This is a genomic window from Streptomyces liliiviolaceus (assembly GCF_018070025.1).
GTDB lineage: Bacteria > Actinomycetota > Actinomycetes > Streptomycetales > Streptomycetaceae > Streptomyces > Streptomyces liliiviolaceus.
Map to the genome: position 1 here is coordinate 420875 of NZ_JAGPYQ010000002.1, position 13745 is coordinate 434619.

Genomic DNA, 13745 nt, shown 5'->3' on the forward strand with positions numbered 1-13745 from the left:
GTTCAGCGCAGGGAGACTGCCCATGGGCACCACAGAGGCCGTAGGTTCACCGTTCGACAGCGGTGTCTCCGACCGCAGAGTTCCGGACGGCCAGTCGGCCGGTCCCGTGATGCCACGCCTGCTGCTCGGCGCGCGGTTGCGCGCGCTGCGGGAGGAGAAGGAGATCTCCCGTGAGGCCGCGGGGCATGTCATCCGCGCCTCCCGGTCGAAGATCAGCCGCCTGGAGGCCGGCCGGCACGGGTGCAAGCTGCGTGACGTGGCCGATCTGCTCACGCACTACGGAGTGACGGACGAGGCCGAGCGCGGCACCTTGCTGGCGTTGGCCGAAGAGGCCAACACCCCCGCCTGGTGGCAGTACTACAGCGATGTGGTGCCCCCGTGGCTGCAGACCTACCTGGGGGCCGAACAGGCGGCGAGCGTCATCCGCTGCTTCGAGGTCCAGCGCGTACCCGCCCTCCTGCAGACCCCCGCCTACGCGCGCGCCTCCATCCGGCTCGGCCACCCGGACGCGGACGCGCAGGAGATCGAGCGGCGCGTCACGCTGCGCACGGAGCGCCGGCGGGTTCTGCACCGTGAGCCGCCCGCCCAGCTGTGGGCCGTGATCGACGAGGCGGCGCTCCGGCGCCCGGTGGGCGGCACCGACACGATGCGCGCCCAGCTCAGGCATCTCATCGAGATGTGCCGGCTCCCGCAGGTCACCGTCCAGATCATCCCGTTCCTCGCGGGCGGTTACGCCGCCGAGGGCGGTCCGGTCACCGTCCTGCGCCTGCCCGGCGGTCAACTGCCCGACGTGGTCTGCCTCGAACAGCTGGCCAGTGCTCTCTATCCCGACAAGCCTGCCGAGATCGAGCGCTACTGGGACGTCCTGAACCGCCTGGGGCTCGAAGCGGACTCACCGGAGGAGACGCCCACGATCCTCCACCGGATCCTCCAGGAGACCTGACCTCGCCGGTGGGCCTGTCCTGTCGGCCGACGTACGCCGGCCGACAGGCCCGTCTCAGCGCTTGAGGCCGACACCGCCGTACTGGTGCACCTCTGCGGGCAGCCCCAGGGCCTCGGTGTCGGGACGCCAGCGCGAGCACGACGCCACACCCGGTTCCAGCAGCTCCAGACCCTCGAAGAAGCCCTCGATCCGCTCGGGGCTGCGCAGGATGTACGGGATCGAGCCGCCCTCGTTGTACTGCTGGATGGCCTCGACGTACGCCTTGCTGGTGTCGGTGCTGTCGTACTGCACGAGGTAGCTGCCGGGCGGCAGCGCGTCCACCAGCTGCCGCACGATCGCGCGTGCCTCGTCGTAGTCCTCGATGTGGCCCAGGATGCCCATCAGCATGAGAGCGACCGGCCGGTCGAAGTCGAGCGTCTTGGCGGCTTCCCGCACGATCGTGCCCGGATCGCGCAGATCGGCGTCGACGTAGTTGGTGACGCCTTCCGGTGTACTGGTGAGCAGCGCCCGGGCGTGCGCCAGGACCAGCTTGTCGTTGTCGACGTAGACGATCCGGCTCTCGGGCGCCACCCGCTGGGCGATCTGGTGGGTGTTGTCCACGTTGGGCAGTCCGGTGCCGATGTCCAGGAACTGCCGGATGCCCTCCTCGGCGGCCAGATGACGGACGGCGCGGGCGAGGAAGTACCGGGCGGCCCGCGCTCCGGTCTCGATCCCGGGGAAGACGGCACGGAACGCGTCGCCGGCCACGCGGTCGACTTCGTAGTTGTCCTTCCCGCCCAGCCAGTAGTTCCAGATCCGGGCCGACTGCGGCACGGAGGTGTCGATCCTGGCGAGCGCCTCCGGCTCCGAGTTCTCTGCCTGGTCAGTCATGGACGCTCCTGTGCGTACGTATGCGTGGGCGGGGTGCGGATCACGGAACCGGCGAACGCCGGTCGTGGGCGCCCACGTTATTCCTCACGCCTCGGCCCATGTGCAACGCAGGCCCCAACGCACCCTGTTCGGCCACTCGTTGGCTCATTCGGTGTCTTCTCAGCGGCGGGCCGTGGCGGCCCACGCGTCCTCGTCCAGGGCGAGGCAGCGGTCGGTCTCCGTACGCGACGGCATGTCGGGCACGTCGTCCCGGGTCCGCAGCGCGGCGGCGGCAGCCAGATGGCCGAGGCGCAGCCTGGAGCGTTCGTCGCGCTCCTCCAGCACTCCCGTCAGATAGCCAGCCGCGAACGCGTCGCCGGCGCCGACCGGTTCGACCACCTTGGTGGGCAGCGAGGGCACGAACGTCCGCAGACGGCCGGCGTACGAGGCCGCGCCTGACGAGTCGGCGACGTACGAGGTAGCTCCGTGCTCGGCGTCCTTGACGACCACGGCGGGTGCGGGCGCGAGCAGTTCCGCGATGTCGTCCGGGCGGGCGGTGCCCCACAGCTCCTCGGCCTCGTCCCGGCCGACGAACACGATGTCCGCGGCGCGGGCGAGCGCCAGCAGACTCCGCGCGGCGGCCGGGGAGTCGTGCCCTCCCCGACGCCAGAGGGCGGGGCGGTGGTTCACGTCGAAGGAGACGAGCGGACCGGACCCGGCATGGTCGTCCCGGCCGACGAGGAGCGCCTCCAGCAGCCGCGCACAGCTCTCGGAGAGGGCCGCGGCGACCCCCGACAGATGCAGGATCCGGGCCCGGCGGAGCGCGGGGTGCCGGGCCAGGTCAGGCCCCATCGCGGACGCCGCGGAACCGCCCCGGTAGTAGTACGTACGGGTGTGGCCGGGACCGGCTTCCGGGTCAGGGGCCGGGTCCTTGAAGTAAACGCCGGTCGGGCGCTCCGGGTCGGTCTCCACGGCGCTCACGTCCACGCCGCGCGCGGTCAGTTCGGCCAGGATCCGGCTGCCGAACGGGTCGTCGCCGAGGCGGCTCAGCCAGGCGGCCCGGCGCCCGAGTCCGGCCAGTCCGCAGGCGACGTTGGACTCGGCACCGCCGACGGCCATGCTCAGCAGGGACTGCTCGGCGAGCGGGCCTGGGTCCGGCGGACCGAGAACGGCCATCGTCTCGCCGACGCACATGACGTCGGCCGCCCGCTCATGACGGTCGGCGGCGCGGGGAGGGGGCGGCAGGGACACGGGCTTCTCCTGGCGGATGGCGGGCGTGGCGGGGAAAGCGGCGAGAGGCTGGAAGGCGCGGGAAGGGTCCAAGAGGGGGGTTGGAGAGGGTTGGAGAGGGTTGGAAGGGGTCGGCCGCGGCGGACGGGGCCCATGGTTCGACGGTTCAGGCGGCGCGCAGCCGCAGCATGACCTTGCTGCTTCCGCTGCCCGGGTCGGCGGCGACGGCGAGCGCCTCCTCGGCCCGTTCCAGCGGGAAGCGGTGCGTGATCAGCGGGGTCACGTCCAGACCGTCCCCGAGTGCGCGCAGCGCGTCGTCGATCTCCTCGACGAAGCGGTACGAGCCGATCCAGGTGATCTCCCGGGTCACCAGGTCGCCGAGGGCCGCCGCCACGGCCGTACCGGGCAGGTTGCCGACCTGGACGAGGGTGCCGCCGCGGGCGGTGGCCCGCAGTACGGGGCCGAGCGCGGCCGGGGCGCCGGACGCCTCGAAGACCACGTCCACGTCCTCGGGCAGCTTCTCACCTGCGGAGAGGTCGCGTGTCTCGTCGGCGCCCATGGCGCGGGCGACGGCGAGCGAGGACGGCGACAGGTCCGCGGCGATCACCCGGCCCGCCCCGCGGTACCGGGCCGCGGCGACGACGAGCGAGCCGATCGGACCGCAGCCGTTGACCAGGACCGTACGGCCGCGCAGCTCCGGGACCCGGCCGACGGCGTGCAGCGCGACGGCCAACGGCTCGGCGAGGGCGCCCTGTTCGGTGCTCACGCCGGCCGGCAGCGGCCGGATCTGGGCCGCGTCGACCGTCCGGTACTCGCTGAACCCGCCGTCGGTGTGCGGGTCGAAGGCCGCCGAGCCGAAGTAGCGGACGCGCGGGTAGAGGTTCGTCCGGCCGGCGAGCCGTTCGGGCAGGACACCGTCGCCGACAAGGCTGGCCGGGTGGACGGTGACCGCCTGTCCCACGTCCAGCCCGGCGACTCCGTCGCCGAGTGCGGCGATCCGGCCCGCGAACTCGTGCCCGAGCACCAGCGGATGGGCGAGCGAGGCGGTGCCGGACGCCCCCTTCTTCCAGTACGCGATGTCGGATCCGCAGATCCCGCCCCACTCCACGGCCAGCAGCACCTCGCCCGCGCCGGGGGCGGGCCGGGCCCGCTCGTCGACGCGTACGTCGTCGGGGCCGTGCACCACGACCGCCCTCATACGGGGGGTGATCGTCTTCATACGGCGTCCTCCAGCCGGACCAGGTCGCGTCCGCGTGTCTCGGGGGCGAGGTACGCGCTGACGAAGGTGATGAGCGAGTAGACGATGAGCATGGCGGCGATGGGCCACCAGCTGTCGGTGACGGCGGTGAGCGTGGCCGCGAGGACCGGGCCGATCGCGGTGGCGAGGATGCCGCCGATCTCCTTGGAGAGGGCGAGCTGGGTGAACCGGGTGCGGGAGCCGAAGAGTTCGGCCATCGTGACGCTTTCCAGCGAGAACAGTCCGAGGACTCCGACGTTCAGGCCGAGGACCATGCCGAGCATCACACCCGGCGTCGATCCGGAGGTGATGAGGAGCATCACCGGGAAGGCGAGGACGACGGTCAGGGCGGAGAGCGCGAGGTAGACCGAGCGGCGTCCGAAGCGGTCGCCCAGCAGGCCGATCAGCGGCACGGTGGCGAAGCCCGCCAGTGAGCCGTACACGATCGCGTCCGTCGGTACGGACCGGCCGACCGCGAGGTTGGTGGCGATGTAGCCGACGAGGAACGTCTGCATCAGGCCGGAGTTGCCGGCCTGGCCGAAGCGCAGGCCCAGTGCGAGGAAGAACGCCTTGCCCTTGCGCTGCCGGATGCCCGCCGCCAGGACACCGCCCTGGTGCTCGTCGGCGGTGGCGATCACGGACTCGACCTCGTCACGGGCCAGCGCCACACCGTCGACGACGTCGGGACGCTCCTCGAAGACCGGGCTCTCCTTGAGACTGCGCCGCACCCAGACCGCGAAGATCATCAGGCCGAAGCTGAGCAGGAAGGGCAACCGCCAGCCCCAGGAGAGCAGTTGGTCCTCGCTGAGCACGGCGAGCAGGATGGCCCACAGGCCCGACGCGGCGAGCGTCCCGGAGTTCGTGCCGAGCGAGACCAGCGAGGAGATCAGGCCGCGCCGCTTGACGGGCGCGTACTCGGCCAGCATGACGGTGGCCCCGGCGATCTCGGCGCCCGCGCCGAAGCCCTGCACCAGGCGCAGTGCGACGAGCAGGATCGGCGCGAGGATGCCGATGGTGGCGTACGTGGGCAGGGCGCCGATCAGGGTGGTGGAGGCACCCATCAGCAGGATGGTGATGTACAGGACCTTCTTGCGGCCGAGCCGGTCGCCCATCCGCCCGAAGTAGACGGCTCCGGCGAGCCGGGCCACGTATCCGACACCGTAGGTGGCCATCGCGGCGATGAGTCCGATGGCCGGGCTGACGTCCGGGAAGAAGATCTTGTTGAAGACGATCGCGGCGGCCAGCGAGTAGAGCTGGAAGTCCATGAACTCCATGGCCGTACCGAGCCAGCCCGAGACGGCGGCGCGGGTGAGATCGCGGGTGCTGCGCCGGGCGGAAGGCGTCTGCTGAGCGGCTATGACGCTGTCCTTCATCGTGAACTCCGTTGTTCGTAACCGAGGAAGCTGTTGGGGACGGGGGGCGGGGGGCGGGGAACGGGTAAGGGGAGGCGGTTCGGGGTCAGATCTCGACGCGTCCGGCGGCCAGGGCGGGGAGCCGGTCCGCGACGGCCGACGTGAGGGCGTCGTCGTCCGCCAGGTCCGGGGCGCCGAGGACGCGCAGCAGCGCGCGTACGGTCTCGGCGGGGCGGGTCGCGGTCCCCCAGCAGGCGGCGAGCGCGTCGGCGGCGGGATCAGAGGGGGCGCCGCGGCCGGAAGGGACCCGGCGGGTGCCGTGCGCCCAGCCGGCGAGGGCGAGTTCGAGCACCGGGGTCACCCGGGCGCCCGGGGTGGCCGCGGTCCGGGCGCGCAGTTCCCTCAGCGCGGGCAGCCAGCGCTCCGTGATCTTCAGCGAGCCGTCGGAGCCGATCTGCCGCAGCAGATGGCGCATGGCGGGATTGCGGAAACGTACGACGAGGTCGTCGGCGTACGCGACCGGGTCCGGGCCGCCCGCGGGGAGGGTGGGTGCCACCTCCGCGCACAGCGCCCGTACGAGACGCTCGCCCCAGTCCGTCGCCATGGTCCCGGCGATCGTGGTGAGTCCGGCGGCCAGGCCGAGGTGGGCGAGGGCGGAGTGAGAACCGTTCAGCAGCCGCAGTTTGGTGAGCTGGTAGGGCGCCACGTCCGGGACGAACAGGGCGCCGTCGAGCTCCCAGGGCGGCCGGGGCGCGTCGAAGGAGTCCTCAAGGACCCACTGGCGGTACGGCTCCCCCGTCACGGCGAGCGCGTCCCGTACACCGAGCGCGGCGGCGGCCGTCGCCCGGTCGGCCTCGCCGGTGGCGGGCACGATCCGGTCCACGACGGTCGCGGGGAAGGCGACGACCCCGGCCATCCGGTCCAGGATCCGCGAGCGGTCCGGCCAGGCCGACGCGCGGACGAAGTCGTGGACGACCCGGGACAGTGCGGCGCCGTTGCCCGCCATGTTGTCGCAGGACACGACGGCGATCGGGGGTGCCCCGGCCCGCGTCCGGGCGGCGAGACCGGCGGCGAGCCGCCCGACCACCGTGGTGAGCGGCCCGTCGGGACCGGCCGCCAGGTCGGCGGCGATCGGCCCGGCCGTGAGGTCGAGACCGCCGGTCGACGCCGCTCGGTGGTACCCCTTCTCCGTCACGGTCAGCGTCACGACCGTCACCTCGGGGTCGGCGAGCAGGGCGTCGACGGCCTTCGCGTCGGGCCCCATGGCCAGCGCGCCGACGACCGAGCCCACGACGCGTGTGCGGTGGCCGTCCGGCCGGCGTTCGGTGAGCGAGTACAGACAGTCCTGGTTTCGCAGGGCGCGCACGGTGTCGGCCGAGCGGGGCGCGACCGCGGTGATGCCCCAGGGCTCACCGGAGCGGGCGGCGGCCTGCTCGGTGTAGACGGCCTGGTGGGCCCGGTGGAAGGCGCCGAGACCGAAGTGGACGACACGGGTGCGCAGTTCGGCCGGGTCGACGGCGGGCCGCAGTCCGGGCGCGAGCCGGGGCAGTGCCTTGCGGCTCAACTGGTCGTCGGCGCTCACCAGTCGTGCACCGACCCGTCGAGCCGGCGGGCGACCGGGAGGTAGCGCCGCCGGTAGGGGAAGCGTTCGGCCGCCTTCTCGTCGTACTCGACGCCGAGGCCGGGCTCGTCGGAGGGGTACAGCATGCCGTCGGCGAACGTCACCCCCGTGCGGAACACCTCGGCGGTCTCGTCGGGGTGGCCCATGTGCTCCTGGATGCCGAAGTTCGGCACGGCGATGTCGAGGTGCACGGCGGCGGCCATGCTCACCGGCGAGAGGTCGGTCGCCCCGTGGGAGCCGGTCCGTACCTGGTGGAGCGCGGCGAGGTCGAAGATGCGGCGCAGATGCGTGATGCCGCCCGCGTGGACGACGGTGGTGCGTACGTAGTCGATGAGCTGCTCGGTGATGAGGTGCTGGACGTCCCAGATCGAGTTCATCACCTCGCCGACCGCGATGGGTGTCGTGGTGTGCTGCCGGATCAGCCGGAAGGACTCCTGGTTCTCGGCCGGGGTCGGGTCCTCCATCCAGAACAGCCGGGAGGCCTCGACGCTCCTGCCGAACCGGGCCGCCTCGTTCGGGGTGAGCCGGTGGTGCACGTCGTGCAGGAGGTGGAAGCCGAAGCCGAAACGCTCCCGGACCGCCTCCAGGTACCTGGGCGCGAAGTCGAGATAGGCCTCGGTGTCCCAGGGCTGCTCGTCGGGCAGCTCGGTCGCGGCGGGCTCGTAGACCTTGCCCTTGCGCACCCCGTACGTGCCGCCGACGTCGGGCACGGCGGCCTGGGCGCGTACGGCCTTGTAGCCCAGCTCCAGATAGCGCTGGACGTCGTCGAGGAGCGAGGGCACGTCGGTGCCGCTGGCGTGCGAGTAGACGAGTACGCCGTCGCGCGACCGGCCGCCGAGGAGCTTGTAGACGGGCAGGCCCGCGGTCTTGCCCAGGATGTCCCACAGTGCGGTGTCGACGGCGGCGATCGCGGTCATCGTGACGGGTCCGCGCCGCCAGTAGGCACCCTTGTAGAGGTACTGCCACATGTCCTCGATACGGGACGGGTCCTTGCCGATCAGCAGCGGGACCACGTGGTCGCGCAGATAGCTGGCGACGGCCAGTTCCCGGCCGTTGAGCGTGGCGTCGCCGAGGCCGGTCACCCCGTCCGTGGTGGTGATCCGGAGCGTGACGAAGGTCCGGCCGGGGGAGGCGACGAAGACCTCGACTTTTTCGATCCTGCTCACAGGCACTCCTTGGTCGCGATTGGTCGCGAAGTACTTGTATACAAGCATCTGTATCGCAGCACGGCAATACTTGTGCCGTGCTTCTACGTACGATGGGCCCATGGCTCAAACGAACGGGCGGACGAACCGGCGCGACATCTACCTGAAACTGCGCCAGATGGTCCTGACCCTCGAACTGGCTCCGGGCGCGGCCCTCTCGGAGAACGAACTCGCCGCGTCGATGGGCGTCAGCCGTACGCCGGTGCGGGAGAGCCTGATCCTGCTGGCCCAGGAGGGCCTGGTGCAGGTCTTCCCCAAGATCGGATCGTTCGTGTCCCGCGTCGACCCGGGGCAGGTGGCCGACGCGCAGTTCCTGCGGGAGGCGGTGGAACTCGCCTCACTGGACGACCTGCCCGCGGAGCTCGACCCCGCGCTCGTCGGGGAACTGCGGGACAACCTCGACCGGCAGCGGCGCGCGGACCTCGGTCTGGAGGAGTTCTTCGATCTGGACGAGGCGTTCCATCAGGGCCTGATGCGGCTGAGCGGGCACGGGAACGTCTGGACGACCGTCGCCGCCGCAAAGGGCCACCTGGACCGGGCCCGCCGCCTCGGCCTCCACGAGAACGTGTCGCCTGCCGTGTTCGTCGCCCAGCACCGCGAGATCTTCGACGCGATCGCGGGTGGGGACGTCCCGCTCGCCCGCACGGCCATGCGCACGCATCTGCGAGCCGTCTTCGACGACATCGAGCGCATCCGGGCCCACTCCCCCGAACTGTTCGCCACGGACGCGTCGTCCGTGCCGGTGCGGCGGAACATCGTGGTGTGGGAGTGAGCGCACCGGACACGCTACCGGCTACCGGCTACCGGCTACCGGCTACCGGCTACCGGCTACCGGCTACCGGCTACCGGCTACCGGCTACCGGCTACCGGCTACCGGAAAGCGTGCCCCGGCGGCACGACGACATCCACGAGAAGTCGGGGCGCCGGAGCCCGCGCCGGTGTCAGGTGTTCAGGGCCGCGAGCACCATGGACCTGGCCTCCTCCTGGATCTGCTCCAGGTGTTCCGGTCCTGAGAACGACTCCGCGTAGATCTTGTAGACGTCCTCGGTGCCCGAAGGGCGGGCCGCGAACCAGGCGTTGGCGGTGGACACCTTGACCCCGCCGAGGGCGGCGCCGTTGCCGGGTGCCTCGGTGAGGACCGAGGTGACCGGCTCGCCCGCGAGGGTGTCGGCGGTGACCTGGCGCGGGGACAGCTTCGCGAGCAGCGCCTTCTCCTCGCGGGAGGCCGGGGCGTCGATGCGCGCGTAGGCGGGGGCGCCGAAGCGCTCGGTGAGCTGCCCGTAGTGCTGCGAGGGGGTCTTCCCGGTGACCGCTGTGATCTCGGAGGCGAGCAGGGCCAGGATGATGCCGTCCTTGTCGGTGGTCCACACCGAGCCGTCGCGGCGCAGGAAGGACGCGCCCGCCGACTCCTCGCCGCCGAAGCCGAGCGTCCCGTCGGACAGACCGTCCACGAACCACTTGAATCCGACGGGGACTTCGACCAGGGTCCGGCCGACGTCCGCCGCGACCCGGTCGATCATCCCGGACGACACGAGGGTCTTGCCGATCCCGGCGCCGGCGGGCCACTCCTTGCGGTGCGAGAACAGGTAGGAGATCGCCACGGCCAGGTAGTGGTTGGGGTTGAGCAGCCCGCCGTCCGGGGTGACGATGCCGTGCCGGTCGGCGTCGGCGTCGTTGCCGGTGGCGATGTCGAACCGGTCGCGCTGCTCGATGAGCGAGGCCATGGCGTACGGCGATGAGCAGTCCATCCGGATCTTGCCGTCCCAGTCCAGCGTCATGAAACGCCAGGTGGGGTCGGCGAGCGGGTTGACCACCGTCAGGTCCAGCCGGTGCTGCTCGGCGATCCGGCCCCAGTAGGCGACCGAGGCGCCGCCCAGCGGATCGGCGCCGATGCGCACGCCGGCGGCCCGGATCGCGTCCAGGTCCAGCACGCTCGGCAGGTCGGCGACGTAGGTGCCGAGGAAGTCGTGGCGGCCGGTGCCGGGTGCGGCCAGGGCGCGGGTGTAGGGGATGCGGCGTACGTCCTTCATGCCCCCGGTGATGATGTCGTTGGCGCGGTCCTGGATCCAGGAGGTCGCCTCGGAGCCGGCCGGGCCGCCGTTCGGGGGGTTGTACTTGAAGCCGCCGTCGGCGGGCGGGTTGTGCGAGGGGGTGACCACCACACCGTCGGCGAGGCCGGAGGTGCGGCCGCGGTTGTGGGTGAGGATGGCGTGCGAGACCGCGGGGGTGGGCGTGTAGCCGTCGCCCTGGTCGATGAGGACGCTCACGTCGTTGGCGGCGAACACCTCAAGGGCCGTGACCCGCGCGGGCTCGGACAGGGCGTGGGTGTCGGCGCCCAGGAAGAGGGGGCCGTCGGTGCCCTGTGCGGTGCGGTACTCGCAGATGGCCTGGCTGGTGGCCGCGATGTGGTCCTCGTTGAAAGCCGTCGCCAGCGACGAGCCGCGGTGCCCCGAGGTGCCGAACGCGACCCGCTGCCCGGGCTCGGCCGGGTCGGGGTGCAGCGCGTAGTAGGCCGTGACCAGGCGGGCCACATCGACGAGGTCCCCGGGTCCGGCGACCTGCCCTGCTCGCGCGTCCTGCATGTCCCGCTCCTTAAGCCTCAAGCAAGGTCGACCATGGGGTCCGTTGCGTACCGGCCCATGTGTCCGTGGCGTACCGGCCCATTCTCCCCTGCCCGCCCTTCCGGGACGCACACCGCGCGCGGCGCGATACCGGCACCCCCGCGCGACACCGGCACCCCCGTGCCCGGTCGGCGAGGGCCCGGCACCCCGGAAGGTGCCCGGGCCCTCGCCCGCGACCACTAGGCGTCCTTGACGACGGCGGTGAGGGTGTCCTCGTTCATGGTGTCGGGAACGTCGACACCGGAGGGGAGCTTGTAGGCCTGGCCGCGGACGGCCCCGCCCGGGAACTCAGCGGTGTGGATGTTGAAGTACCAGTTCCCGGGGTTGGCCTTGATGCCCTCCAGCAGGTCCTTGTCGTCGACGGTGACCGTGCCGAAGACGAACTTCTTGCCGTCCTCCAGCTTCTTCGTGAAGAAGGGGATCTTCACATCGCCGTTGACACCCTTGACGCCCTTGTGGAGGTGGCCCAGGGTCGGCGTCTGGATCCCGCTGAAGGTGAACGCGTAGGACACCTGGTCGCCCTGGATCCGCATCAGGGCGAGCGCGTGCCCGTCCTTGTCCCCCACGGCGGGACCGCCCTCGACCGGGACCTCGTCGGCACCGGTCATCACCGAACCGAAGAAGGTCGCGTCCTCCGCGTTCTTCTCCCACTTGCCGACGCCCTGCGCTCCGCCGTGCTCCGTACCGGACGAGCCGTGCCCGCCGGTGGCCGGGGCGCTGGCCTCGGCGCTCGCGGCGGGGTCGGCGCCGTTCACGCTGTCCTCCCCGTTGCAGGCGGTCAGCAGGAGCGCGCCCGTGACGGCGGATACGGCGATCATCGCGAAACGCTTGCTCTTCATGGCAGTCATGCCTTTCCCCGTGCTGCGACCGCGGCTGTTTCGCGGTCCGTCACCCACAACACGGACTGCCCTCACGACACAGCTCACGCCATGACAGCCCTGAGACATTTCTGAGACGGGCCGCGATCACTCGCGACGCGACCTTGACACTGGGCCGGCACCGAGGACGATCCCGCTCACCCCAGGAAGCTCAGCCGGACCTGACGGTCGGGGTTGTCCTTGTTGGTGTCGACCAGGCACACCGACTGCCACGTCCCCAGCTCCAGCCGCCCGGCGACGACCGGCAGCGTGGCGTGCGGAGGTACGAGCGCCGGGAGGACGTGGTCGCGGCCGTGGCCGGGGCTGCCGTGGCGGTGCTGCCAGCGGTCGTCCGCGGGGAGGAGGGTGTGGAGGGCGGCGAGCAGGTCCTCGTCGCTGCCCGCTCCCGTCTCCAGGACGGCCACGCCGGCGGTCGCGTGGGGCACGAAGACGTTGAGCAGGCCGTCGCGGCCGCCCGCCGCCTCCCGCAGGAAGGCCTCGCACTCACGGGTGAGGTCGACGACCGCTTCCGTGGAGCCGGAGGAGATGTTCAGGACACGGGTGGTGAAGGCATCGGACATGAGCCAATCCTCACCCATTCCGCACCCGTGCTCGGGGCTCCGCACCCGCGATGCCTCCGCCGACCGCCCCGTGAGACGCGCCACCACTCCGCGAGACGGCATTGACCGTATGCGACCGGGCTGGCTACGTTCGGCGGCATGTTGCGTTCAGCTCTGCTCACCACGCGCGGTCACATCGACCTGCTGCGGGTGGCCTCTGCCGCGTGTCGCACCGGCCGCTGACGCCTTCCCACCCGTTTCCCGCGCCCGCCTGAGCCGGGCCTGAAACCGGACCACTGAAGCGCGGCCCAACCGCTCCTGAGACTCCTGACGGTCCGGGCGCGCTCCCCCGGTTCCCCGCTCCCTCGGTTCCCCGGTTCCCCGGCTCCTCGCTTCCTCTCGAAAGGCTGTTGCCGCGATGGCGACCGACGTTCACCGGACGGTGGGCCCGCAGCAGGCTTCCGCCGACTCCGGCTCCGGCTCCGGCTCCGGCAGCGACCGGGAGCACGGGCCGACGACACCCGTCCCGGCGGTACGCGTGGAAGGGCTGACCCGCACCTTCGACGGCCGCGCGGTCATCGACAACCTGCAACTCTCCATCGGACAGGACGAGTTCGTGGCACTCCTGGGTCGACGTGGCTGCGGCAAGTCCACCCTGCTGCGCGTGCTCGCCGGGCTCGACAGTGCCATCGAGGGCACCGTGCTCGTACCGCGCCGCAAGGCAGTCGCCTACCAGGCGCCCCCGCTGACGCCGTGGAGGAAGGTGTGGCGCACGGTACTGCTCGGGCTCGGACGGCCCGGCGGATTCCGACGCGCAGCCGCCGGACAGACACGGACCGAGGTGGGTCTCCTGAGCCATGCCGGTCCCCGGCCCGGGTCGCCCTCCGGCTCCGGCGCCGAGGTCCAACGCGAGCCGCTGGAGAGCGCGTTGGCGGCCGACCCCGATCTCCTGCTGCTCGACGAGCCGTTCGGCGCCCTGGACGCGCCCGCCCGGGCAGGGGCACAGCGGCTCGTCGGTGAGCTGTGGCAGCGGCACGGCTGTGCCGTACTCCTGGCCACGTCCGACGTGGAGGAGGCCGCGCTGCTCGCCGACCGTGTCCTGGTGATGGACGCGGGCGCCATCGCGTACGAGATCGCGGTCGAGCTGGACCGGCCGCGCGACCGCACCGACGCGCGGTTCGCCGAACTGCGCGCCGGACTGCTGGAGCGCCTGGGCACCGAACCGGCCGCCTGAAGAGGGCCCGCCCGGGAAGATCCGCGCCGCCCGCAC

General features: G+C 71.9%; 13 protein-coding genes. 4 read left to right on the forward strand and 9 right to left on the reverse strand.

Translation table 11 applies throughout. From position 1 onward, the window contains the following. Positions 1 to 22: 22 nt before the first annotated feature. Entirely contained in the window at positions 23 to 943 is a 921-nt protein-coding gene (locus J8N05_RS37240; protein WP_210891059.1) for a helix-turn-helix domain-containing protein, read from the forward strand. 54 nt (positions 944 to 997) lie between these two features. Here the strand turns inward: J8N05_RS37240 and J8N05_RS37245 are convergent, their stop codons facing one another. The 6 genes from J8N05_RS37245 to manD all read right to left on the reverse strand — a co-directional run bounded on the left by J8N05_RS37245 (position 998) and on the right by manD (position 8446). Further along, positions 998 to 1813: an SAM-dependent methyltransferase gene (locus J8N05_RS37245; protein ID WP_210891061.1), complete on the reverse strand. Its 816-nt coding sequence runs from the start codon at positions 1811 to 1813 to the stop codon at positions 998 to 1000. 159 nt (positions 1814 to 1972) lie between these two features. Then, complete coding sequence (locus tag J8N05_RS37250) at positions 1973 to 3043, reverse strand: sugar kinase (protein WP_247706845.1); 1071 nt, start codon at positions 3041 to 3043, stop codon at positions 1973 to 1975. Positions 3044 to 3188: 145 nt separating this feature from the next. Then, positions 3189 to 4241, reverse strand: coding sequence for an L-idonate 5-dehydrogenase (locus tag J8N05_RS37255; RefSeq protein WP_247706846.1), 1053 nt, complete (start codon positions 4239 to 4241; stop codon positions 3189 to 3191). Continuing rightward, positions 4238 to 5632, reverse strand: coding sequence for an MFS transporter (locus J8N05_RS37260; protein ID WP_210891063.1), 1395 nt, complete (start codon positions 5630 to 5632; stop codon positions 4238 to 4240). Before J8N05_RS37260 ends, J8N05_RS37255 begins: the two co-directional genes overlap by 4 nt. 85 nt (positions 5633 to 5717) lie before the next feature. Further along, complete coding sequence (locus J8N05_RS37265) at positions 5718 to 7193, reverse strand: mannitol dehydrogenase family protein (RefSeq protein ID WP_247706847.1); 1476 nt, start codon at positions 7191 to 7193, stop codon at positions 5718 to 5720. Continuing rightward, positions 7190 to 8446: a D-mannonate dehydratase ManD gene (gene manD / locus J8N05_RS37270; protein WP_210891065.1), complete on the reverse strand. Its 1257-nt coding sequence runs from the start codon at positions 8444 to 8446 to the stop codon at positions 7190 to 7192. The genes J8N05_RS37265 and manD overlap by 4 nt, the downstream gene beginning before the upstream one ends. Before the next feature lie 52 nt (positions 8447 to 8498). On the opposite strand from manD, the gene J8N05_RS37275 reads away from it, so the two are divergent. Continuing rightward, on the forward strand, positions 8499 to 9209 hold the full coding sequence (locus J8N05_RS37275) for a GntR family transcriptional regulator (protein WP_210891067.1): 711 nt from the start codon (positions 8499 to 8501) through the stop codon (positions 9207 to 9209). Between the two features lie 169 nt (positions 9210 to 9378). Here the strand turns inward: J8N05_RS37275 and pgm are convergent, their stop codons facing one another. The 3 genes from pgm to J8N05_RS37290 all read right to left on the reverse strand — a co-directional run bounded on the left by pgm (position 9379) and on the right by J8N05_RS37290 (position 12496). After that, a complete protein-coding gene (pgm, locus tag J8N05_RS37280; protein ID WP_210891070.1) occupies positions 9379 to 11019 on the reverse strand; it encodes a phosphoglucomutase (alpha-D-glucose-1,6-bisphosphate-dependent) in 1641 nt (546 codons plus the stop codon). Between the two features lie 218 nt (positions 11020 to 11237). Then, entirely contained in the window at positions 11238 to 11906 is a 669-nt protein-coding gene (locus J8N05_RS37285) for a CHRD domain-containing protein (RefSeq protein ID WP_247706849.1), read from the reverse strand. Between the two features lie 167 nt (positions 11907 to 12073). Continuing rightward, positions 12074 to 12496, reverse strand: coding sequence for a secondary thiamine-phosphate synthase enzyme YjbQ (locus tag J8N05_RS37290; RefSeq protein WP_210891072.1), 423 nt, complete (start codon positions 12494 to 12496; stop codon positions 12074 to 12076). Positions 12497 to 12634: 138 nt separating this feature from the next. Between J8N05_RS37290 and J8N05_RS48235 the strand changes: the two genes are divergently transcribed. Together J8N05_RS48235 and J8N05_RS37295 are read left to right on the forward strand one after the other, a co-directional pair. After that, positions 12635 to 12718, forward strand: a complete 84-nt coding sequence (locus tag J8N05_RS48235; protein ID WP_366784861.1) for a putative leader peptide — start codon at positions 12635 to 12637, stop codon at positions 12716 to 12718. A gap of 175 nt (positions 12719 to 12893) precedes the next feature. After that, a complete protein-coding gene (locus J8N05_RS37295) occupies positions 12894 to 13709 on the forward strand; it encodes an ATP-binding cassette domain-containing protein (RefSeq protein ID WP_210891074.1) in 816 nt (271 codons plus the stop codon). Positions 13710 to 13745: the final 36 nt, after the last annotated feature.